The 23,898-nt window shown below is 48.1% G+C and carries 20 protein-coding genes; 6 read left to right on the forward strand and 14 right to left on the reverse strand.

Features of this window, described 5'->3' with window-relative positions:
• Positions 1 to 10: 10 nt before the first annotated feature.
• The gene (locus tag ACAN54_RS04850) at positions 11 to 1,231 is read left to right on the forward strand and encodes an MFS transporter (RefSeq protein ID WP_379153125.1); all 1,221 of its coding nucleotides are present in this window, start codon (positions 11 to 13) and stop codon (positions 1,229 to 1,231) included.
• Positions 1,232 to 1,361: 130 nt separating this feature from the next.
• Here the strand turns inward: ACAN54_RS04850 and helD are convergent, their stop codons facing one another.
• Positions 1,362 to 3,719 carry an RNA polymerase recycling motor HelD gene (gene helD / locus ACAN54_RS04855; protein WP_379153127.1) on the reverse strand — a complete coding sequence of 786 codons (2,358 nt, stop codon included), beginning with the start codon at positions 3,717 to 3,719 and terminating at the stop codon, positions 1,362 to 1,364.
• A gap of 270 nt (positions 3,720 to 3,989) precedes the next feature.
• Positions 3,990 to 5,021, reverse strand: a complete 1,032-nt coding sequence (locus ACAN54_RS04860; protein ID WP_379153129.1) for an FUSC family protein — start codon at positions 5,019 to 5,021, stop codon at positions 3,990 to 3,992.
• 290 nt (positions 5,022 to 5,311) lie between these two features.
• Between ACAN54_RS04860 and ACAN54_RS04865 the strand changes: the two genes are divergently transcribed.
• On the forward strand, positions 5,312 to 5,818 hold the full coding sequence (locus tag ACAN54_RS04865) for a hypothetical protein (RefSeq protein ID WP_379153131.1): 507 nt from the start codon (positions 5,312 to 5,314) through the stop codon (positions 5,816 to 5,818).
• 70 nt (positions 5,819 to 5,888) lie between these two features.
• Here the strand turns inward: ACAN54_RS04865 and ACAN54_RS04870 are convergent, their stop codons facing one another.
• On the reverse strand, positions 5,889 to 6,464 hold the full coding sequence (locus ACAN54_RS04870; RefSeq protein WP_379153133.1) for a phosphatase PAP2 family protein: 576 nt from the start codon (positions 6,462 to 6,464) through the stop codon (positions 5,889 to 5,891).
• A 190-nt stretch (positions 6,465 to 6,654) separates the two neighbouring features.
• Here ACAN54_RS04870 and hfq point away from each other — a divergent pair, with 190 nt between their 5' ends.
• A complete protein-coding gene (gene hfq, locus ACAN54_RS04875) occupies positions 6,655 to 6,876 on the forward strand; it encodes an RNA chaperone Hfq (RefSeq protein WP_379153135.1) in 222 nt (73 codons plus the stop codon).
• A gap of 144 nt (positions 6,877 to 7,020) precedes the next feature.
• On the opposite strand, the gene ACAN54_RS04880 is transcribed toward hfq, so the two are convergent.
• Positions 7,021 to 8,133, reverse strand: coding sequence for a lactonase family protein (locus ACAN54_RS04880; RefSeq protein WP_379153137.1), 1,113 nt, complete (start codon positions 8,131 to 8,133; stop codon positions 7,021 to 7,023).
• 220 nt (positions 8,134 to 8,353) lie between these two features.
• Here ACAN54_RS04880 and ACAN54_RS04885 point away from each other — a divergent pair, with 220 nt between their 5' ends.
• Positions 8,354 to 8,689 carry a LytTR family transcriptional regulator DNA-binding domain-containing protein gene (locus tag ACAN54_RS04885; protein ID WP_379153139.1) on the forward strand — a complete coding sequence of 112 codons (336 nt, stop codon included), beginning with the start codon at positions 8,354 to 8,356 and terminating at the stop codon, positions 8,687 to 8,689.
• A 216-nt stretch (positions 8,690 to 8,905) separates the two neighbouring features.
• Positions 8,906 to 10,105 carry a peptidylprolyl isomerase gene (locus ACAN54_RS04890; RefSeq protein ID WP_379153141.1) on the forward strand — a complete coding sequence of 400 codons (1,200 nt, stop codon included), beginning with the start codon at positions 8,906 to 8,908 and terminating at the stop codon, positions 10,103 to 10,105.
• A gap of 102 nt (positions 10,106 to 10,207) precedes the next feature.
• On the opposite strand, the gene ACAN54_RS04895 is transcribed toward ACAN54_RS04890, so the two are convergent.
• Entirely contained in the window at positions 10,208 to 10,402 is a 195-nt protein-coding gene (locus ACAN54_RS04895; protein ID WP_379153143.1) for a DUF2188 domain-containing protein, read from the reverse strand.
• A gap of 74 nt (positions 10,403 to 10,476) precedes the next feature.
• The gene (locus ACAN54_RS04900; RefSeq protein ID WP_379153145.1) at positions 10,477 to 11,076 is read right to left on the reverse strand and encodes a nitroreductase family protein; all 600 of its coding nucleotides are present in this window, start codon (positions 11,074 to 11,076) and stop codon (positions 10,477 to 10,479) included.
• A gap of 430 nt (positions 11,077 to 11,506) precedes the next feature.
• Here ACAN54_RS04900 and ACAN54_RS04905 point away from each other — a divergent pair, with 430 nt between their 5' ends.
• Positions 11,507 to 12,787, forward strand: a complete 1,281-nt coding sequence (locus ACAN54_RS04905) for a metallophosphoesterase (RefSeq protein ID WP_379153147.1) — start codon at positions 11,507 to 11,509, stop codon at positions 12,785 to 12,787.
• 76 nt (positions 12,788 to 12,863) lie between these two features.
• Here the strand turns inward: ACAN54_RS04905 and ACAN54_RS04910 are convergent, their stop codons facing one another.
• From ACAN54_RS04910 to ACAN54_RS04945, 8 genes are all read right to left on the reverse strand, one after another.
• Positions 12,864 to 14,381 carry a copper amine oxidase N-terminal domain-containing protein gene (locus ACAN54_RS04910; RefSeq protein WP_379153149.1) on the reverse strand — a complete coding sequence of 506 codons (1,518 nt, stop codon included), beginning with the start codon at positions 14,379 to 14,381 and terminating at the stop codon, positions 12,864 to 12,866.
• An 88-nt stretch (positions 14,382 to 14,469) separates the two neighbouring features.
• A complete protein-coding gene (locus ACAN54_RS04915; protein WP_379153151.1) occupies positions 14,470 to 15,138 on the reverse strand; it encodes a TraX family protein in 669 nt (222 codons plus the stop codon).
• A 262-nt stretch (positions 15,139 to 15,400) separates the two neighbouring features.
• Positions 15,401 to 16,564: a multiple monosaccharide ABC transporter permease gene (gene mmsB / locus ACAN54_RS04920; protein ID WP_379153153.1), complete on the reverse strand. Its 1,164-nt coding sequence runs from the start codon at positions 16,562 to 16,564 to the stop codon at positions 15,401 to 15,403.
• Between the two features lie 6 nt (positions 16,565 to 16,570).
• Entirely contained in the window at positions 16,571 to 18,100 is a 1,530-nt protein-coding gene (gene mmsA / locus ACAN54_RS04925; RefSeq protein ID WP_379153155.1) for a multiple monosaccharide ABC transporter ATP-binding protein, read from the reverse strand.
• Positions 18,101 to 18,204: 104 nt separating this feature from the next.
• Entirely contained in the window at positions 18,205 to 19,299 is a 1,095-nt protein-coding gene (chvE, locus tag ACAN54_RS04930; RefSeq protein ID WP_379153157.1) for a multiple monosaccharide ABC transporter substrate-binding protein, read from the reverse strand.
• A gap of 244 nt (positions 19,300 to 19,543) precedes the next feature.
• Positions 19,544 to 20,773: a response regulator gene (locus ACAN54_RS04935; protein WP_379153159.1), complete on the reverse strand. Its 1,230-nt coding sequence runs from the start codon at positions 20,771 to 20,773 to the stop codon at positions 19,544 to 19,546.
• Between the two features lie 25 nt (positions 20,774 to 20,798).
• On the reverse strand, positions 20,799 to 22,661 hold the full coding sequence (locus tag ACAN54_RS04940; RefSeq protein ID WP_379153161.1) for a cache domain-containing sensor histidine kinase: 1,863 nt from the start codon (positions 22,659 to 22,661) through the stop codon (positions 20,799 to 20,801).
• A gap of 23 nt (positions 22,662 to 22,684) precedes the next feature.
• Entirely contained in the window at positions 22,685 to 23,698 is a 1,014-nt protein-coding gene (locus tag ACAN54_RS04945) for a substrate-binding domain-containing protein (RefSeq protein ID WP_379153163.1), read from the reverse strand.
• Positions 23,699 to 23,898 lie beyond the last annotated feature (200 nt).

The following is a 23,898-nucleotide window of genomic DNA, read 5'->3' on the forward strand; positions in this document are numbered from 1 at the left end:
GACACCCGTTTTGAATCATACATCTGAACGTTTATGGACCCCGTCATTTATTATTCTTACGATCTGCAATTTAATGCTGTTCATGGGCCTGCAGATGACCCTCTCCACTCTCCCTGCCTATGCAGAAGAAACACTTCACGCTTCATCTGTTCAAGTCAGTCTTGTGACCAGTCTCTTCGCACTGAGTGCCATCGCTTCACGCCTCCTCTCTGCGAAGGCTATGGAGAAAGGCGGCCGCAATCTGCTGATCTTCCTTGGGCTTGCTATATCCCTTGCTGCGGTTATCGGTTACTACTGGGCAGGAAGCATTCTTGCTCTCTTGCTTATGCGGATGCTGTTCGGGGTAGGATTCGGCATGGCCAGCACCGCCTTCCCGACGATGGCCTCTGATGTAATTCCGATCCGGCGGATGGGTGAAGGCATGGGGTACTTCGGCCTGTCTACGAGTCTCGCCATGTCAGCCGGTCCCCTTCTCGGGCTGAGCCTACTTCAGGGGCCCGGCTTCAGCTCGCTGCTGATCTGTACAATCGCCGTATTGGCGCTGATTGTGCCGCTTGGCTACCGTCTGACCGCTAATTTGCCGGCACATCACAAGGAGCCCGCAAATACTCCGGTGACACAACTCAAAGGTGGAGCCTTCCGCAGACTATTCGTTCCCTGTGTGCTTAACTTTCTGCTCTCTGTCTCTTACGGGGGGCTTCTGGGATTTCTGGCTCTCTTCGGTAATGAAATTCATCTTGAACATATCGCTTACTTCTTCATGTTCAATGCTGTCGCTATTGTAGTGGTAAGACCTCTATCCGGCAAAATCTACGACCGTTATGGTCCTCCCGCTCTGCTCATTCCAGGCAGTCTCTTCATTATTGCAGGATTGCTGCTGCTCTCTTTCGCCACATCAACAGCCGCACTGTTTCCGGCCGCGATATGTTATGGTATCGGATTCGGATCCATGCAGCCTGCACTGCAGACCTGGATGATCCAGTCTGTAGAGCCCCGGCAGCGCGGGATGGCTAACGGGATGTTCTTTAACTCACTGGATCTGGGTGTAGCTATCGGCTCGCTGATTCTCGGTTCGATTGCACTTTATACCAGCTATGCTGTCATGTACCGTTATTCAACCCTTGCCCCGCTTTTATTGTTGTTGATCTATTTGGTTATTTTGCTTACTTCGCGGTATCAACGCCGTAGCTTTGCCCAGGAACCTTCCATAAATCATCCAGTAGGCAAATAAATTCCGCCTAAGATGTTACGGCTACGGATAAGACCCATTGATATCCCTTTAAATTAAATCTAACGCACAGCAAAGACCGCCTTCCAATATCCTTATGAAGGCGGTCTTTACGTATTGAAATCTTCGGTTCTTATCTCTGTGAAGCCCCGGCAGTCACGGACTCACGAACTTCAGCAGGCAGGAAATGATTGGGCTGGCCCAGACTGTAGATATGGAGCAGATGCATAGCCCGGGTGCATGCGGTATAGAACAGCTTGCGTTCACTTTCGCGGCCATATTTAGCTTCAGAGCCGTCGTAAATGATAACGGCATCGAATTCAACCCCCTTGGCCAGATAGGCGGGGAGAACCAGCGTTCCTTTTTGAAAATTGGGCGTATCCTTGGTAACCAGCCTCACTGGAAGCCGGTCCTGCAGTTCAGCATGAACGCGTGCACTTTCTTCAGCAGTCTTGCAGATTACGGCCACATAATGATAACCCATGGAATGCAAATTCAGTACATCCTTTTCTATAGAAGCCAGCAGGCCTTCCTCATTGTCCATAACCGTCAGCAACGGTGATTCTCCCCGCCGGTTAAATGGAATGATCTTTTCCCCTCCGGGTATCATCGAACGTGTAAACTCAACAATCTCATACGTAGAGCGATAGCTGCGGGTTAGGGAAATGACTTCGGTGTTCTCTTCCCCATAGATACTGACCAGTCCTCCCAGATCCCCCAGCACCTCGCCTTGGGCATAAATCGCCTGATTCAGATCACCAAGCACCGTCATTTTGGCCCGCGGGAACAGCCGCCGCATGAATTCCAGCTGGAATGGAGAGTAATCTTGCACCTCATCTACAATCACATGACGAATTAGTGTGTTCGTGCGAAAACCCTGACTAAGCTCTTTCAGATATAGAAAAGGTGTTGCATCTTCATAAGCAAGTTCGTTCTGGTTCAGCGAAATTAAAGTCTGCCGGCAGATGTCATTCCAGGCCTCAGGCAGCCTGCGGCCACCGCTCAGACGTTCCATTAATTCTTGATCCGTAAAAAGCAGGCTGTAGAGCCCCTTCACATCCACAAACCTACTGCGTTTGGTCCAGCCGCGCAGGGGCTTTAGACGCTGACTGACGATAAATCTGGCCAGCGAGGTTTTCTCCATATCGAAATCATCAAAGCTGTCATTCTGGCCTCCACCCTTACGGCGGAGCATATTATAAGCGCGCTGATAGTCACTGGAATCCATCAGCTCAATCTGATCCTCCACCCATTGCGAATCCCGTTCTTCCACGCTGAATGCAGCGATTTTTTTGAGCAGCCAGCCCGTCATAAGATCAATCCGGTTCGCCAGTTTAATACTGGGATCGAAGCTGTAGAACTTGTGCTCCATCTCTTCCTTGCTAACCACAGCCCGGCCTTGAAACATAAGCGGTTTAAACAGCATCCCTTCATGCTCCAGAAGATTAACGTAATGCCGGATCACATCCAGAAAAGCCACTGAGGATTTATAAGCGATCCCTTCTCTGCGTATAGCCGCCTCGGGCCCGTCCGGGGCATTCAGCAGACTTTCCGTCTGATTGAAAACATCCTCAAGCTCGAATTCCTGGCCTAGCCGATGCTCCAAATACATCTGGAACGTGGTCTGCTGCATATTTTCTTCACCCAGCTCCGGCAGCACTGTGGAGACATAGCTGTTGAAAAGCGGATTGGGCGAAAAGAGCAGCATTTGGTCTGCTTGGAGCACCTCGCGGTATTTATATAATAGATAGGCTACACGCTGCAATGCGGCTGAGGTTTTACCGCTGCCGGCAGCTCCTTGAACGACAAGCATCCGGCTCCGGTCATTGCGGATGATGGCATTCTGCTCCTTCTGTATCGTCGCAACGATGCTTTTCATCCGGTCGTCAGCGCTGTGGCTGAGGACTTGCTGGAGCAATTCGTCACCGATGGTAACGCCTGTATCAAACATGACTTCTATCGAACCGTTATCGATGACGAACTGGCGCTTTAACTCCATCGTTCCGGAGATTTGGCCCCCGGGCGTTTCATAGGATGCCGGTCCCGGAGCCCCGTCATAATAAAGACTGGAGATGGGGGCGCGCCAGTCGTAGATCAGGAAAGTACCGTTATCCTCCATTAACGAACCGATACCCAGATAAATCTTCTCTGTCCCGGCTTCAGGTGTCTCCTTAAAATCAATCCGGCCGAAATATGGGGAAACAACCAGCTTTCTATATTTTTTAAGTGCTTTGCTTGATTGTAGATGATGGCGTTCACGTTCATTCAGAATCTGGGCCTGCTGCCGAAGACTTGTTGATGTTTCCCCAAGGTCATCCGGGCTGCTGAAATTCACAGTAACCTCTTCCCAGAACTCTTTACGCATATCCACGACATCACTGCGATGAAGACCGAGCTCACCGGATAACCTCCGGATATGTGCTGTCAGCAGCTTCGTGATTCCATCGACCCTTTCCTGCTCTTCTTTCCATTCAATATCGTGTTTCTCCATTGAAATTCATCCCCTCCGAAAGGTTGACATCCACGCATTATCATGTTACAATTAAGTTGCGTAATTGTGCTTTGTATATCTAGAGTTACTGATATCCTTCAATTGTAACAACTACATTATATTTAATCAAGTCTTTGATGATCCGGTCCCCTTTGGGGCCGGATCTTTTGCTGTGTTCCAATCGATGCCCTTACAAGCTGATCACTATAAAGTATGCTCCTCATTCCGATGGATGGTCAACTTATTCGAATATTCATTAGGGATAGCGGATTATTCTTTTTCATCACCGGTAAGACGATTGATCTGGTCCGCCACCTTATCCAGGCGCTCCAGCTGGTACCCATAGTCATAGACCGCCGCAGCTACAACAGATAACCTCAACTGCCCGCTTTTCTCTGCATCATAGCCGCTGATTGCTGCTTGCAGGAAACTGTCGTTGTCTTCGCTGAGCGGGTCGATATCGGTCGCTCCCGGCTTCAGTTTGTCTTCGAATTTGAGCAAAATCGTCTCATGGTATTTGATTAGCTGCTCCAAATGACGGTCGAACAGCTCGTCTGTGCGTTCTGTACGTTCAGCCTGAAAATAATGCCGGTCCACCGCCTCCAGCACCTCAAACCCTTTCTGCAGTGAAGCCAGCAGATTCTTGTAGACGACCATTTGCCGGGTTTGGCTGTATTTAGCTCTGCGAAGCTGCTTTTGCTCCTCCTCAAACAAAGCATATTTGTCTGCAAGCGACCGGATAGAGCCTTCCAGCGCATTTTTCTCATCACGGAAGACGCTCTCCTTCATCTCGTGCGACACGGCAGTTCTGAGCAGTAATGACAGGCTTCCAAAAACATTTTCAATCTGCTGGATATATTGCTTACGCGGCTGGGGAGGAAATACTGCGATATTAATGATAAATGCTGCAATAATACCGGTCAGCGTGAGTAAAAAACGGGTTAAAGCAAACTCCCACTGTCCCGAGGCCTCCATGACCGAGATCACGGTTACCAGTGTCAGACCTATCGTATCGGCCCGGTTCATTCTCATACTGATCATAATCACAAGAATACATACCAGACCGACGGCAATCGGTTCATTGGATAGCAGCATTCCACCCAGGAGCGCCAGTACAGCACCCATGGTACTTGTCTGTATCTGGTCCAGAAAATAACGCCAGGATCTGTATATTGAGGGTTGCATTGCGAATATCGCTGCAATCGCCGCGCCCACGGGGGATGTGAAGTTAAGCAGAGCGGACAGATAGAGGGCAAGGGTTACTGCCAATCCGGTTTTGAGTATGCGGGCGCCAAAAGCCAAATCCATCCCTCCTAAAGTTTTGTGAGCATTACTTCATCGATTTCACTTCGTACAAAACTCACTTCGAAAGCATATGCCTAAGTTTTGTGAGCATTACATCATTGATTTCACTTCGTACAAATATGTATATCCTGATCTGCTTTGGTTCATCTCTAATAAAGCACAGACATTATTACCCAAGATGCGGGCTGGCGAATTTTAGTATGTCTTAAGCCGGCTTTCAGGTTTCTTTCAGCATACGGGGAATACTGGGTACTGCAGTCCCAACACATTACAGTAGAGGTGAAACAATGAACAACAATGTCAAAAGAATCACAGCCTTCGCAACAGCATTTCTGCTCTGTTTGGCTCCTGCCGCCGCTTATGCTGAGAATACGGCAGGTAATATTCCTTCCGCTAAGCCGGATTCGGCGGTTCATGCTGAAAAAGAACATCACCATTCCCATGCGCCTAATATGGACAAGGGATTTAAGGCCGCACGCGGACATTTCATCATCAATGAAACGTCCAAGCTGCTGGAGATGGACCGTACAGAAATAATCCGCAGCCTTAGAGCAGGAAAAACGCTATATACTTTAGCTCAGGAGAAAAAAGGCTGGACCGAAGAGCAATATATTCAAAAGCTAAGTGATGCGGCAAGCCTGAAGCTCGATGCTTCGATTAAAGAAGGCCAGCTTACCCGTGAAGAGGCGGATAAGCTAAAAGCCAGCCTGCCGGCGCTTATGAAACTGAGTATTAGCCGCACGGCACATGTTCAGGAGCCCAAATCTTCAGCCTTGCCTTCCAGAACACCTTGATTTCATATCCACGAACCAATTGTTAGCAAATGCGGATTCCCATACGAGCTGTATAGGGGATCCGTATATTTTATAGGCTCTGCTTTCCCTGCATCCTGGAATTCCGATATACCTCAAAGCAGGTGACACACAGCAGCAACCAAGCCCCGCTTGCAGCGTATCCTCCAATGACATCACTAGGGTAGTGAACGCCCAAATACACACGGCTCCAGCCGATCCCTCCTGTCATTAACACAGTAAAGAGAATCAGCAATATCCGTTCGGTACTGCTCCTCATATGCCTCCACAGCAGGAACGCAAGCACACCATAGAGCGAAAATGCCGCCATAGAGTGGCCGCTGGGGAAACTGTATCCTGCCTGTTCAATAAGCCTGTGAACGTTAGGGCGCTCCCGGTGAAACCATAACTTCATCCATGTGTTCAGCACCTGCGAGCCTAAGCCGACTACAAGAAACAAGAGAAGTTCCAACCTGTGCTTCAGTACAAAGAACAACAGGGCCATAGTAATAAGTGAAATACCTATCGCAAGTTTTGAGGAACCCACCAGAGATAGACCTTTGGCCAGGGAAGTGAGTGCCGGAATTTCTGCTGATTGTACCGCGTGTATGATCGAGATATCAAAACCAGAGATCCGATCCAATTTCACAAACACAGCGATCACAGCAAACACAAGCAGAAAACATAAAAAACCACGAAAACTTTTGTATCTATATAGAAGTTGCAGCTTGACTACCTCCTTGTATACTCTTAAACTTGGCGACTCTATTTCCTGAGAAGGTCTTACCCGTGGTATAATACCTTGGAAGACAATTCAAAAAAGATGGAGTGCTGCCAAAGTGGAAACTCTGAAATTACAGGAACGTTTGTTGAACCAATGCATCTCAACCAAGGTTCCCGTGACAATCTTTACTACCAATGGAGTCAAAATGCAGGGACAAGTAACCTCCTACGACGCATATACCATCACTTTGCAGGGTCAAGGTGACGGTAGACAGAATGTGCTGTTCAAATCGGCTGTTTCCACCATCGTGCCGCTGAAGCCCGTTTCGCTAAAATAAGCATATTTTGCCACAAGCCTCTTCTCAAAAGGAACACCGGAGCATGCAGCTCCGGTGTTCCTTTTGCATAAATTTGTAGGGATGTTAAGGGCTAACCTCGTACAACATCCCCCTGTTCCTCACAGTGCGGGATTCTCCCGAAATTTATAGTACCAAAGGAAAATATGCTGGTTTTACACATACCGGTTTGGAGACCTCAGCTGTATGACCCGTGAAGGCAAGCCTCCCGGTTGCGCGGTCAACACGGAATACAACCAGATTATTGCCATCACGATTAGCAACTATCAGGTAAGCCCCGTCCGGAGTCAAGGTAAAATGGCGGGGATGCCCACCACGGGTGGAGACATGTTCTACTAGTGTAAGTACGGCAGTTGCTGGGTCAACGGCGTAGACCACAATACTGTCATGTCCGCGGTTTGATCCATATAAATAAAGACCATCTGAAGATAAGGCAATTTCAGCACAGCCATTGTCAGCTGATGGGTAGCCTTCAGGCAATGTAGAGATTGTGGCAACCGTTTGAAGCGTTCCGGCATTCCGATCATAGATAAAAGAGGTAACGGTACAATCCAATTCATTAATGACATAAGCGGATTTGCCGTCCGGATGAAAAACGAAATGGCGCGGTCCGGCTCCTTCATGCAGCAAAGTATCCCCCAGCACTTCCAGCTTCTTCGCCTCGTGGTTAATCCGGTAAGTACGAATCAGATCAAGCCCAAGATCAGCAACGAAGAGGAATTTCTCATCCGGACTGAAGATGGCAGAATGGGGATGAGGTTTCTCCTGCCCAGGTAGATTTCTTTGACCCGTATGTACAGCAGTATCCTCCAGCCGAACCGGCAGTCCTTCCTGATCCAGAGTCAACAGACCCACCAGTCCACCATGATAGCTGCATACTATAAGATATTCATTGTGAGCATCTCTTGAAATATGGCAAGTTGTAGTTTGTTTGCTGCCTGTGGCAGGCATCGTTGAAACACGGTTCAATTCGGTGAGCTTGCCAGACTGCGGATCAATGGAAAAAGATACCACTTCCCCTTCCTTGCCACCTTCCCCATTCGACTTTTCTCCGATGGCATACAGCCGGCCTTCGGCAGGATTTACATTCACAAAGGTCGGGTTAGTAATACCCTGAATCTTATCCACCAATGTAAGTGTACCTCCAGCTTCTCCATCGAATTCAAATACCTGAACCCCGCTTTCCTCAGCGCTTGCGTAGGAACCGGTAAACAGCAGCAGTCTAGTATGGTCTTTCATCTCGGTCATCCTCCTCCAATGGTTCATCTCTCTTGTAAGCCTAGGCATCTCATTTCGGGTTAGCCATCTATATAATTTACATTTTTTCAGTGTCTATGACAAATCTCAAGCGGAAAATGTCATAAAACATTTTAAAAATAAGGCTTCTCAAGGTCAAATCAATATGCTATAATGAAAGCGCTAACATTGAGTTTTTATTTTTTATAAAGGGGGAACATGAATGAGCAGCCTGCTGGAAGCCAGAAATGTGTATGAGGACTTCGAGGTGGAAACGGACATTCTGTTCTTTAAGGTCGGAGACCATGATTTGGTCATTTTTCACGGCAGAAACTATAACATTAAAAAGAGAATGACTGCCGAACAGCTTAACCGTTTGTTATCTAATCCAAGTTATTATCATGTGTATGGGGGTTGTTACGTTAACCTCAACAAGATCAGTTCCATTGAAGACGACAGTATTTATTTCGGGGAGATGGGCCTGTTTGCCAAAACGGTCCGCGTGCCAAGACGCAAACAGGAAAGCATTCGCCATCTGTTGAAAAGCCTCAGTTCCTAAGCGGTACATATCCGCTGCAACCGAGGACTGCGGAGCCTTCACAAAGCCGGAGTAACATGGGTATATCCCTGTTACTCCGGCTTTTTCTTTGTATCTTAAGAAAAACTTAAAAAGTAAATCGGCTTTTTTATACTTTCTTAAGGTTTGGAATCCTGATTTCTGGTAAAGTTGTAGAAAGACAGGCAACACCTATATTGAAGGGAGTCATTAATTATAATGGACAAAAAGGATTTCAATGAGAATGAACAGCTAGACAACAATGGAACAACGGAAGATAACAGCACTTCCGGTATCAATGAAGCCACTCTGGAGGAATCTTCATCTGCTCCTGAATTGGAACCAGTAACCGCTCAGGAAGCTGCAGAAGTATTCGAAGAGGATGCTACACCTGACAGCGCTGTCAATGTTCCCGTTATGAATAAAGTCGGGGAAGGAACACCTCCATCCACCCCATCCTCCAAAAGCGGAAAGGGCTGGATGATCACATCACTTGTACTGGCTGCAGCCCTTATCGTTGTTCTTATCGTTCAGCCCTTCCAAAAGGATGACAATAAAGTAGCCGTTGCATCCGTCAATGGTACTGATATTACCAAAGCTCAGCTATACGACAAGCTCGTTGAAGCCGGCGGGGATTCCACCCTGGAGAACCTGATCACCACAACGCTCGTTGACCAGGAGGCCAAAAAGGCCAATATTACGGTTACCGATGCTGATATCACTAATGAAATTGAAGATCTGAAAACACAATTTGGCGGTGAAGAAGCGCTTAACAGTGCCTTGCAGCAAAGTTCAATGACGCTGGATGATCTGAAAAAACAAATGCCGCTGCAGGTTAAAATCCGCAAGCTCGTTGAGCCTAAGGTGACGGTTACCGATGATGAAATTTCCAAATACTTCGAGGACAACAAAGCTACCTTCAACCAGGAGGAACAAGTCCGCGCTTCCCATATTCTTGTAAAGACAAAAGAAGAAGCTGATGCCATTCTGAAACAGCTGAAAGATGGCGCAGATTTTGCTGCGCTTGCGAAAGAGAAATCCGCTGATACCGGCTCCAAAGATAAAGGCGGCGATCTTGATTTCTTCAAGAAGGGCGATATGGTTGCTGAATTCGCTGATGCTGCCTTCAAGCTCAAAGTTGGTGAAACTAGCGGCGCTGTCAAAACAGAGTACGGCTACCATATTATCAAAGTAACTGACCGTAAAGAAGCTCATGTATATACGCTTGCAGAGAAAAAAGAAGAAATCACCAAAACCCTGAAAGCTCAAAAGGTATCCGAAATGTCTAGCACTTGGCTTGCGGATCTGAAAGCTGGCGCCAAGATTACGAATACATTGACTGATGCCAAAGCGAAAGCATCCGCATCTCCTGCTACCAGCGCGGATCCGGCAGCCACGGAAGCCCCTGCTACTAAGTAGACGGTAACTTTACCGGCCAGTTATATTTAAGACCTTCTAAAAGAGGACAGGCACATCTATCGTGCCGTCCTCTTTTTTTAATTCAATTCGGGCAGACAATGGTTACTGGTTCTTTTTGCGGATCTGCTTATCATGGTTCTCGCCCCATTCTTTGGCTTGTGCCGTGGCGATGGAGATTGCCCTTCCCTCTTCATATCCTTCGTCCAAGAGGGCATTGGCGATCTCAATTGCTTTATTGCGCACCGGGGCCATAAAATTCTTCAGAGAATCTGGATAATCATCTTTGTTCCATGGCATCACAAAAACCTCCTTATTCGGGCTATAGATATCATTAGCCTGATCAAAGAGGTTTTAAACCATTTCTGGATCGCTTATTTAATAACTTTTACACGTTCTTCGATCGGTTGGAATTCCTTTTCACCCGGTGCGTTCACGGTTTTGCCAAAAGGCATTTGGGCAATAAGCTTCCAGTCTGCCGGAATATCAAAGGTTGCTTTCACTTCATCATCAATGAGCGGGTTGTAGTGCTGCAGTGAAGCACCAAGACCGGCATCAGCAAATGCTGTCCATACTACAAACTGAAGAATCCCGGAGGATTGGTTAGACCAAATCGGGAAATTCTCAGCGTACAAGGCAAAGTTCTCCTGCAGATGCTTCACCACTGCCTGATCTTCAAAGAAAAGTACTGTACCGTAACCAGCTTTGAATGAAGATAATTTCTGGGCTGTACCTTCAAATTGTTCTGTGGGAACAATTTTACGAAGGGTTTCTGAAGTAATATCCCATACCTTATCATGCTTATCTCCCAACAGTACTACTGCTCTCGAGCTCTGGGAGTTAAATGAAGTCGGGCTATGCAGAACGGCCGTTTCTACAATTTCCTGGATTTCCGCATCAGAGATCGGGGATTCTTTGCTGATTGCATATACGGAACGTCTGCCTTTTACTGCTTCAAAAAAGTTTTTAGACATAAAATTTAAACCTCCATTTATTTAGTAACTTACTTTTTTAAATCTTAACACTTTTATTCCGAATTCACAATACTTTTTCTTAATTTTTCCTTTGACTGATTTTCAATGCCAACGCTTATTGTTGTTTGCCTCGAATATAATTATACGTTCCCCTATTCTGTATACTCCATTCCCATGATTAAGAAACAGTTACTCACTTTTCGATATACAATCCCCCTCCAAATAGGCTACAATAATTCAGCAAAAGTTCAAAAGAAGGGTTGATCGAATGAGATTTCAAAGCCATAAAGAGATGTTTTCTACAAAAAAGACCAATATATATGCACTTTCCTTACTTTTAGCGGCCGGCTTCGCTCTTGCAAGCTGCAAGGACACAACTTTGTCACTACGAAATACTGCAGCAGCAAGCGTAGTATCTGCGGAAGAAACAATGGCTCCTATATCTTTCTGGGTAGCTACGGATACCCATTATCTCGATAATGATCTTCAGGATGGCGGGGAAGCCTTTCAGGCTTATGTGAATGGCGGAGATGGTAAAATTCTGCCTTACAGCGATGAACTAATGGAAGCCCTTGTCTATGATGCAGGGGTAAAGAAGCCGGAGTTTTTGATTCTCAGCGGGGATCTTACCAATAACGGGGAAGCAAGCAGCCACAAGAAACTAGCCGAGAAGCTGAAGCGTGTGGAAGCCGCGGGCACCGATGTCTATGTTATTCCTGGCAATCACGACTTGAATAATCCATGGGCAAGATCGTTCAAAGGGGGGAAGCAAGTAGTAGCTCCGCATATCACTCCGGAGAATTTCACAGAATTGTATGCGGATTTCGGCTATAAGGAAGCTATTACCCGTGACAAGGACAGCCTTAGCTACCTCGTTCAAGCGGCACCTGAATTATATCTGCTGATGATTGACAGCAGTCAGTATGCCAACAACGAAAGCTACGGGTTTCCCCAGACAGACGGCCGTATCCTCCCTTCAACCCTATCCTGGATAGATGAGTGCACGAAGCTTGCAGCTGAGAAGCAGGCCTCCGTCATTACGGTGATGCACCATAACCTGATCAGCCATACCTCCATGTCTGTATCGGGATTCACCCTTAACAATAGTCAGGAGACGATGAAGACCCTGCGCAAAGACGGGCTAAACCTGGTATTGTCCGGACATATACATATGCAGGATATTGCGCGTGATCCAGAAGAAGTGACTGACGGTACTGCCGGTTCCGGAGACTCGCCGGTCTATGATATTGCTACTAGTGCTATGGCTGTGAACCCGCACCAGTATGGTGCAATGCACTTTGATCCTGTTACCCGGGAAGTCACCTATCACACTACAGCGGTCGATGTGGAGGGCTGGGCCAAGGCCAATGGTAGTACCGATCCCCATTTATTAGACTTTAAAAATTATGCAGAGAAGGTATTCGCGGGACAGTCGTATGAGAAGGCAATGTCCAAGCTCAAAGACTCCACCTTCAGCCAAGATGAAAAACAGTCGATGGCTGAAGTGATGTCACGGCTTAACGTGAATTATTTCGCCGGGACGGCTGCGAGTAGGCTGGATGAAATCAAGGCCATGCCGGGTTATGAACTGTGGATGGGTATGGACGGCGGATTCATGTCCGGATATATCCAAAGTATGGCTAAGGGTAAAGAACTCAGCAATGTTTCACTCAGAATGGTACTGTCAAATCTAAAATCTTTAGAAGAATGATCCTGCAAAGTATAGAACGTCAAAAAGCCGGAGCCTCTTGTATAAGAGATTCCGGCTTTTTGTTGTTTAGTTTAGCTTATGGACGGTCAATATAGATGTATCCATCTTCGTCCACTTCAACTTTTGCATGGAGCGCTTCTGCCAGTACACGAAGCGGTACATAAGCATCACCATACTCGTCCACGAATACCGGCTGCGGGAGTTTCACTGTCTTCCCGTTAATCAGAGCCTTGTTAGACCCAATTGTGAATACCAGCTTATCTCCGTAGACGTCATCGGTTACAGTGATCGCACGTTTTGCCCCATCCCACTCCACTGCTGCATCCATATCTTCAGCAAGATACCGTAGTGGCACGTAGGTAGTGCCTCCTTCGACAATCGGATAATAATAATCATCATCAGGTGCAATCATCAGGGATTTTGCGGTAATATTCATATCATTCTTGAGCATGTTGTAGACATCTGAGCCTGGCGCAAAGCTTCGGAGGGTCTCTCCTGGTGTAAGCCCGGCAGAAGTCAAATCCATTGCTCCGTCTGTTGAAATCGAATCTGCGGTTACCGCACCATTCACGTTCCAGGTTTGTGTAGCCATTTTGAGGGAAATACTCTGAAGCGGCAGATCCTCACTTGCCGGCAATGCGACAAAGAGATTGATATTTTGCTTGCGGACATGGAATCCACTATCTACAAACATATCGATATCAAGCTTGGTCTCTTTGCTCAGGATGGTTTTCAGTTCTGGGGTGGATGAGTATAGATTATCCAGCTGTTTATCATAGATAAGCAGAAGGGCATCTACAGCCAATTTGGCCGCATCATGCACTACAGTCACTACACCTTCCTTGTCTTCAAGCGGGATTTCGCCCAGTCCCAGATCACTGAGTTCGTCTGCCCCGATACCATTGGCTTCGAGAAGCGGGTACAGATAATCATAGAGACTGCTGATGAAAGTCGTAAAGCCTTCAGAATCCTTAGAAATGGATTTCAGGAAGCTCTTCACAAGCACCGGCATTTCATCGCCAGTAATCTCCGTATGTAGCTTAGTCAAATTCAGTTGTTCGCCATATACAGATTCATTTACAGCAGCTACACTGATCGCGCCGGGATTCGGCAGATTTTTCACCACGAACTGGGTCAGCAGCTTGGAAATCTCCTGTGCTTTGTTCTGGTCAAGTCCTTCAATGCCCATGGATTCTTCGTACCCGGCAATCGGGTAGTAGAATGGATGTTTTGCTCCTTCAACATTAAAGACGACAGCCTCTTTATCCATAAAGAATGTAAAAGGAATAGATAATTGCTTGAAGCCTACAACTCCAGCTGCTGATACGTTGCCATTGTCCTGAAGCTTCATACTGCTAAGATTCAGAGAGAAGGAATTGATGAGATCTACCATTTCCTTATCTTCCGCACTAATTCCCGCAGCAGGTACAGCATTCAATGACATGGTGGTGCTGGATTCAGAAGACTTCACATCCAGATCTCCCAGTAGCGCCTTGTTCACATCAAATCCCGCAATACTCTGGCAGCCTGCCAATATCAGCAGTACGGCGAGAAAAGGGAGCAACCACTTGGTTCTTGCTTTCATTTTCTTCATAGCATTTCTCCTCTGATCATATTTACAATCTATATCCATCAACTCATAAAGAGGGAGGATCGTGCATAAAAGGAAACCGCTAACAGGATTATATTGTAAACAGACTCTGCCAATCTATAAATACCCATTCCTGAAATATCAGAATCTTCACTATTGCCAGTACCGCCAAATGGGCCGGGTAGAATGACCACCAGATCCAGCGCGGCAGCCGTTTTTTCTCCAGAAGCCTCCAGAAATCCGGAACCGCTCCTATGAGAATAGCAGGCACGATACTGAACATTTGTATCACCCATCCATAATAGAATAAATACACAACATTGAGTATGAAATGGGCCAGAATGAGCCAGTAGAATCGGGCATAACGGAAGATAAGCACCAGCAGCAGACCATAGGCATTATAATCCATCGGTAGACGGTCCATGAGAATTAATGCAATAAGGATTACTGGAATTCCATACCAGAGATTAGGCAGCTTATCGAGTATAAATAAAACTGCTGCAGAGAGCAGCAAGGTGAATACGACATTCCAGCCGCCAGGATCCAATGCCAGATTATAGGGAATCTGGGCTAACAGCGCTATCCATAGCAGCCGCCTCAAATAACGGGTTCTTGATGATGTATGTATATGCCCTTGTACGAGCGCATAGCAGTATATTGGAAAAGCAATTCTCCCCACATATCTCCAGGCCATCTCTCCCGGAAAAAAAATGTAGCCGATATGATCAATCAGCATGGTCAGCATCGCGAGAATTTGCATCTGTGGCCTCCAGTTGAATGAATGATGGGATGACGTCTTATGTAAACATATTGTCAACATTATAGCAGAGATGTAAGCAGTTTACTAAGAAAGAACTGTCAATTCCATCCTGATTCTACGAAAGGATCCGGTTCATACCTCTCCTTTACTATCGGCCAGATCATGATCCGAGTTGAATTCTATATAGAAAAGAACCTCTCCTTTATAATACCAGGAGCGGTTCTTCACATTTCTACTTCTTGTATTACAGTAGCCAGAGTTGTTAAGCAGTCTTCGACTTATTGTAAATATCAAAGCCCACAGCCAGCAGCAGCACCAGGCCTTTAATACCTTGCTGCCAATCTACACCGAGTCCGATGAGTGACATCCCGTTGTTCATAACACCCATGACCAGGCCGCCGATGATGGCGCCTACCACCGTTCCGATCCCGCCAGATGCAGATGCTCCTCCGATGAAGCAGGCTGCGATGGCATCCAGCTCGAAGTTGGTGCCGGCTTTTGGTGTCGCCGAATTCAGACGGGCTGCAAACACCAGCCCGGACAGGGCTGCGAGCACACCCATATTAACGAATACCCAGAAGGTGACACGTTTGGTTTTGACACCGGAGAGACTGGCTGCCTTCTCGTTGCCGCCGAGTGCGTAAATGTGACGCCCCATCGTCATATGATTCATAACAAAGGAATAGATAACGATCAGCACCATCAGGATCACCAGAATGTTCGGAATCCCGTTATATTGGGCAATGACATAAGTGAACAAGTTAATGACGATTACTAGCGCTGCAGCCTTGGCAATGGAGAGCCAGACAGAGGTTTGCTCAAAGCCATATTTGACAGAGATTTTCCGGTTACGGAACTCCTGATAGACAACCAGTACGGACAGTATAACGCCCACCACTAATGTCAGGACATTCAGCGTGCTTCCTCCAAAGATATCCGGAATGAACCCGGAGCTGATCTTTTGAAAGGTTTTGGGGAAAGGGGCTATCGACTGGCCATTCAGCACAATCATCGTCAGCCCCCTGAACAGTAGCATACCTGCAAGCGTTACGATGAACGCGGGGATTTTGATATAAGCGACCCAGAAGCCCTGCCAAGCTCCAACCAGTGCTCCCATCAGCAGTGAGAGAATGACCGCCAGCACTGGATTCATCTGCATGTCCACCATCATTATTGCGGACAGCGCCCCGATAAAAGCGGCTACGGAACCGACAGAAAGGTCGATATGACCAGTGATAATTACGAGCACCATCCCGATGGCCAGCACCAGAATATAGCTGTTCTGAAGAATCAGATTGGTTACATTAAGCGGCTTAAGCAGAATGCCGTCTGTAAGAATCTGAAAGAAAATCGAGATAAAGATCAGAGCAATGATCATGCCGTATTGGCGGATATTCTTTTTGAAAATTTCAGTTATCGCTCCCATGCGGTGCTACCCCCTGCTTCGTGTCATATATTTCATTAGCAGCTCCTGCGATGCATCCTGCCGTTCCACTTCGCCGCTGATGCGGCCTTCACACATGGTATAAATCCGGTCACACATTCCGATAATCTCCGGCAGTTCCGACGAAATGACCAGCACCCCTTTGCCTTCTGCCGCCAGCCCGTTAATAATGGAGTAAATTTCGTATTTGGCTCCCACATCAATTCCGCGTGTAGGCTCATCAAGAATGAGGATATCCGGCTGGGCGTAGATCCATTTGCTGAGGACAACTTTTTGCTGATTGCCTCCGCTGAGGTTCACGGTTTTCTGCAAAATGCTTGGCGTCTTGATGTTCAGCTTCCTGCGGTATTCCTCCGCGACCAGCACTTCCTCGTTCTCATTAATGACACCCCGGCGGGACAGCTTCTTCAAGCTGCTGAGCGAAATATTACGTTTGATGTCATCGATTAGAATCAGTCCGTAATGCTTGCGGTCTTCAGTCACATAGGCCAAACCGCTGTCGATTGCTTTGTTGATATCATTCAGATGGACCTCTTTACCCTGCATGAACAACTGGCCGCTGATCCGTCTGCCGTACGATTTGCCGAATACACTCATTGCCAGCTCTGTCCGCCCTGCTCCCATCAGTCCGGCAATACCAACCACTTCCCCGCGCCGGATATGGAGATTGATATTGTCGAGCATTTTGCGTCCCGCCTGAGTCGGATGGTATACTTCCCAATCTCGGATTTCAAAAATTGTCTCTCCCAGATTCGGCGTCCGCTCCGGATAACGATTGGTCAAATCACGGCCCACCATGCCTTTAATAATGACATCCTCGGTAACCTCATCTTGCTTCATATCCAAAGTGCGGATCGTCTGCCCATCCCGTAGAATGGTTACAGAGTCTGCTACCTTCTCAATTTCATTCAGCTTGTGGGAAATGATAATTGAAGCAATCCCGCGTTTTTTTAGCTCGAGAATTAATGTAAGCAGGTTTTCACTGTCATCCTCATTCAATGCCGCTGTCGGTTCGTCGAGTATGAGTAGCTTAACCTCTTTGGACAACGCTTTGGCGATCTCCACCAGCTGCTGCTTGCCGACACCAATCGTGGATACCTGTGTGAACGGCGATTCACTTAGGCCGACGGTCTCCAGCAGCTCCTTGGTTTTGACCGTGGTTGCGTTCCAGTTGATCACCCCGCGACTTGCCTGTTCATTGCCGAGAAAAATATTCTCCGAGATGGACAGATAAGGAATCAGGGCCAGCTCCTGATGGATAATGACAATCCCCAGGCTTTCACTATCTTTAATATCCTTGAACTGACAGACCTGTCCTTGAAATAAAATATCCCCCTCATAGGTTCCATGCGGATAGACGCCACTCAGTACCTTCATCAGAGTAGATTTTCCAGCTCCGTTCTCACCACAGAGGGCATGAATTTCCCCGGCTCTAACCTGCAGGTTCACGTTGGAGAGTGCCTTGACCCCGGGAAAGGTTTTGGTTATGCCCTTCATTTCCAGAATAATCTCGCTCATTGCCTCTCACCCAGCTTTCCTTTATGACTGTTGCAGCGGTTGTTGCGGCTTGCAGCCTTTAAAAGCACTGCTTGCCGCATTCCGCTAAAAACATTCGCAGCCTGCTATTCGCCAAGCTGTTCTTTTGTATAGTAGCCGCCTTCTACGAGCACTTTATCCACATTGGCAGCATCCACTGATACTGGCTCCAGCAGGTAAGATGGTACAATTTTGACTCCATTGTCATAGGTGGTGGTATCGTTGACTTCTGCTTCTGTGCCGTTTAGTACACTCTCCGTCATCTCTACAGCTTTTTTGGCCAGCAGACGAGTATCCTTAAATACAGTCTGTGTCTGCTCTCCGGCCAGAATCGACTTCACAGAAGCGAGCTCAGCATCCTGTCCGGTTACAACCGGAAGCTTCTTGTCACCCGAACCATAGCCCACGCCTTTCAGTGAAGAAAGAATACCAATACTGATGCCATCGTAAGGGGACAGGACAGCATCCAGATTATCGCTGGCATAATTGGCACTCAGCAGATTGTCCATGCGGGCTTGAGCAGCCGCACCATCCCAGCGAAGTGTAGCCACTTGGTCCATCGTAATCTGCTTGCTGCGGACAACTAGCTTGCCCGAATCAATGTAAGGCTTCAAGATCGACATGGCTCCGTCAAAGAAAAAGTAGGCGTTGTTGTCATCCGGCGAGCCGCCGAAAAGTTCAATGTTAAACGGCCCTTTGCCTTCTTTCAGTCCCAGCTTTTCCTCGATATAAGAGCCTTGCAGCACACCAACTTTGAAATTATCGAAGGTAGCGTAGTAATCCACGTATTCGCTTTTCTTGATCAGACGGTCATAGGCGATGACTTTGACGTTAGCATCATGCGCTTTTTGCAGAACGTCTGTCAGGGCTTCACCGTCAATGGAAGCGATAACGATGGCATTCACGCCCTTAGTGATCATATTCTCGATCTGTGATACCTGGTTCTCAACAACATCCTCAGCGTATTGCAGGTCTGTGCCATAACCCAGGCTCTTGAATTCTTTTACCATATTGTTGCCGTCGTTCACCCAGCGCTCTGAGGACTTCGTCGGCATCGCAATGCCCACCTTGCCCTTCGTTCCTTCCGAACTGCCGCCGGAGCTGTTTCCTCCGTTATTGCCGCAAGCGGATAATACCAGTACAAGTGCCAATGCCAGCATAATGAATGAATACTTTTTCATAATCTGCGCTACCCCCTGAACTATTCTGGTGTCGCGGGCAGTCTGCCCGTTTGACAAGTTGAGTATAGCAAGGGGAACAGGGATCGGTATTTACACTCAGGCTACTGTTTTTATAAAATCAGAACTTTTGTCAGCGTTTTCAAAATTGATATGTATGTCGAACTTTTGATTTATTTATGACGATAAATAAACCACATACGGGATAAGCCGCATGTGGTTCCTTTTATAGCCTATGAGTATAGTCTTACTCTCCTTCGCGGCCTGTACGCTCTCCATCTTCCGGCAGTACACCTTTGCGAAACTGGAGCGGGGATACGCCCGTCTGCTTCTTAAAAGCGGTACTGAAATAATGCTGGGTTTCGTAACCTGTACGTTCCGCAACTTCGCTAATGCTAAGTTCTGTGGAGTGCAGCAGCTGCGCCGCTTTGCGGATGCGGATTTGGGTCAGATACGCCCCGAAGGATTCACCTAGTTCCTGCTTGAATAGTCGGCTGAGGTAGACCGGTGAGGCTTGAAGACTGCCGGCAGTAGATTCTAGAGTGAGCCCGTATTCATTAAAATGCTCCAGCATATACTGCCTCGTTCTGCGGACCAAGGGGGACAAGGGCTGTTCCCTGGAGAGGTTCACTCTGCATTTGCGGTAAGCGGCTGCCAGACTTGAGGTATCTCCCTCAACAGATTGGATGCCAACCTCAACGGCGATCTTGAGATGGCTTCGCACTACGGCCTCAACCCCGGCCAGTACCGGTTCCCCAGATTCATCCCACAACAGAATGATGATCTGACCTGCGGCATCCCGGAAGATTACCTTACGATAATCCTGAAACAACTCTGCCACAATGTTCTCAATCGCAAAAAGAAACAGCTGCCGCTCTTTCTCCTGCATCCCTGAGTTCTGTGTCTCCCTCCAGCGGATCATGCCGATAACTTCAGGACGCTCCGGCGGCAGGCGCAGGAAGTGCAGCTGCTCCCTGATTTCGCCCCGGCTCAGATTCCCTTCCAGCCATTCCTGGCAGAAGCGTTCCCTGAGCAGCGGGAAGTTCTTAAGAATCTGCCGGGAGGCCTGCTGGAGATGCTGGCTCTTTTGCTTCTCCAAGACCAGCTGATCCCTGACTCCGCGAAGCACCTGCATCAGCTGCTTGGGATCGGCAGGCTTGAGAATATAGTCGTGAACCTGCAGACGAATCGATTCCTGGGCGTAAGAGAACTCATCATGGCCGGTAATCACAATGATTTTACAGTCAGAACGGTTCTCCCGCAGCTGCTTCATCAGCTCAAGGCCATGCATGATCGGCATGTTCAAGTCCACTAAGGCAATGTGTACTTCATGCTGGACGGCCAGCTCCAGCGCTTCCTCGCCGTCCTCCGCTTCCGCAACTACCTGAAGCCCCAGACCTTCCCAATCCACACTTCGTCTGATCCCTTCACGGATGATCGCTTCATCATCGGCAATCATTACTTTCCAAGGTTCCATTGCTTTCGGCTCCTCCCTATCAGATTCATTTCTCCGGATAGCTGTCAAGGACAACGGGATGTCGCACAGTTACTACCGTTCCCTTACCGCGTTCGCTCTCAATATGCAGCCCATAGGGCTCTCCATAAGTGAGCCGCAGGCGGGCCTGCACATTCAGAATGCCGTAGCCACTACCCGCACTGCCCGGCACCGGCTGCTCGATTTCCCCGGCATCTCCGTCATTTCTGCCCACAGCCGAAAGACGCTCCTGTAGCATAGCAAGCCGTTCCGGGGTCATTCCTGCCCCATCATCTCGGATCGTCAGGTACAGCTCATTTGCCTGCTGTACCACCTCGATGGAAATATGGCCCGGCCCCCGGCGCTCCTTGATGCCATGGTAGATGGCATTCTCCACAATGGGCTGTAGCAGCAGCTTAAGCACATATAGCTCGTGAAGCTGCGGATCCACTTCAATACGGTAAGCCAGCTTGCTGCTGTAACGCACCTGCTGAATTTTCAGATAGCTCACCATATGCTCCAGCTCGTCGGACAACGGAACCAGATCACTGCCTTTGCTGAGGCCCAGCCTGAACAGCTTGGATAAGGATTGAACCACTTCCGCAATATCCTCCGCCCCCTTGTTGCGGGCCATCCAGTGGATCGTATCCAGTGTATTATAAAGAAAATGCGGCTTGATATGCGCCTGCAGGCTGCGCAGCTCCGCTTCCCGCTTCTGCCGGGCCTGAAGCTCTGTCAACGAGAGCAGCCGGGCAATCTGGGCCAGCATCGAGTTGAAGCTGCGGCCCAGCAGGCCAATTTCGTCAGAACGGTTGCCCCAGTAACGGATCGTCAGATCACCGGACTGCGCCTTGCTCATGAAGGAGGCCAGTTGACCGATCGGACGCGAAATCGAGTAGGCCAGATAGAACGAGGCTGTCATCCCCAGCATGCAGACGATAAATACGAAGGTGACCACATTGAATGTAATCTCCCTGACCCCATAGGCCGATTCGTCCATTGGGAACACGCCCATGGTGGTCCAGCCCGTAAAGGGAGAGGTTCGATAAATCAGCTGCAGATGACGGCCAGCCACGGTCTCTGATGTAAAACCCGAGGTTTCAGTGAACAACGCTTTTGGGATATTGTTCATAAAAGGATGTTGCGGCGCGTAGATGATCTCCCCGCTGCTGTCGACGACGGTAAGATAACCGGTTTTGCCCAGTGTGACGTCTCTTGCTGTTTCAGCGATGACCCTTAGCTTCAGATCAATCAGCACAACCCCCTGAACCACTTGTGTCTCGGGGTCAACAATGGCTCTTACAGCAGACACCACCTCGCTCTCCTTATAGTCCACATGTGACATTACGGCACGGCCATAAGGGTGACCGATGATTTTGAATATCCCTTTATTGTTTTCAGCTTCTTTATACCAAGCCTCATTAATCACAGAGGTGCCCGGCCGGGTATACATCTCATTGCTGATGAAATCGCCTTCACGATTAACCAGCATAATACCCGCAATTTCGGAGCTAAGGGTGGTAAAGCCCTGGAGAAATTTACGGATGTTATATTCCGCAGACTCCCCGCCTTCGTACCATTTCCCAGCTTGCTCCGGATCCTTCATTGATCCGTTCATAAAGGCCTGCACACCGGGGTCAAATGAGATCAGGTAGGTGATCTTCTGGAGATCCTCCACTTCATTTTCCAATGAGGAGTTGACTTTGCCGATAAGCTGCATTGTATTCTCGTTGCTTCTTTCCTCTACAATCCGATCAACTGTCCAGCCGATGAGCAGCCCGAGTCCGATGGAGGGGAGAATACTGATTAAGAGAAAATGAATAATTAGCTTATAGCGGATCGGGAGGTTATTCAGCTTCAGCTTTTCCACATTCAGGCTATTCTTGCGCACAGGCAGCCCTCCCCTGCTTCTCACTACTTGGCATAGTAATTATCCACATTGGCCCGGGTCACTACATCAATCCCGGTATCCACATTATCCGGCACGGGCCTCGGCTTGCTGCCCTCATAGGCCGCCCGGTCTTGCTGCAAATCACGGTGCAGGTGGAACAGCTCGGTCAGCGACCAATAACCCATGTTCCAGGTCCCTTGCGCCATAGTCGCAGCAATCCTGCCTTCCTTTACAAGGTCGAGTGTCCCCTTATCGGTATCGAAGCTGATAATCTGTAGCGTGGAACTGTCTCCCTGCTTCGCCTGCACGGCTTCGGCTACGCCTATTCCACCGTTCGACTCTGTTGCAAATATCCCTTGAAGCTGCGGATACTGAATCAACAGCTGCTCTGCCGCCTGCCGTGAAGCTACCTGATCTCCACGTCCATCCTTGACCGATACCAGCTTCATTTCCGGATACTCACTGCGGATCGTGTGACTGAACCCATCCGTGCGTTCCTGGTGATTGTGCTGGTCAGGTGTTGTAATCACCGCCACTTCGCCTTTGCCTCCGGTAAGCTCGGCCATTTTGCGGGCAGCTTCAACACCAGCATTGTAATTATCCGTCCCAAGAAAAGAATAGGCTTTGCTGTCAGGCGCCCCCGAATCAAATAGAACTACCGGAATTCCACTCTCCACCGCTTTGTTGATCGTAGCTGTAAGCAGCTTTGAATTCACCGCAGAAATGGCGATTCCCGCTGGTTTTTTGGCTATCGTCTGCTCCAGCACCGTCATCTGCTCATTGGCATTATGCTGGGTTGAGCCATGATATTCTACAGATACATTCAGCTCCTCAGCCGCATCCTCGAAGCCTTTGAGCACACTTTTCCAGTAATCTATGCCGATCTGGAACGTAACCATCACGTACTTATCTTCGATGTTCCCGCGCAGACCGGCATTTTCCCAAGGGTCCTCGGGGCCCGGCTGCAGCTTGTAATTCAGCACATAAATCAGGAATAGGCCAATCAAAAGCACATAGACAAGCCCCAGCTTTTTCAACATGTAACCCCTTTCAATAATAAAATAACAGCTATTCGCTTTATACCCGCTCCCACCCTCATATGTTAAGTCCAACATGCTGATTCCGTCAATGAATGTACCAGACATTCCCTTGTCCGATTCCTAGAATCAAAAAAAGAACTCTGCCATAACAGCAGAATTCTCATCTTTCAAAAGTATCATTTTTCTCCGGAACAATA

It is taken from the genome of Paenibacillus diazotrophicus (assembly GCF_042610465.1).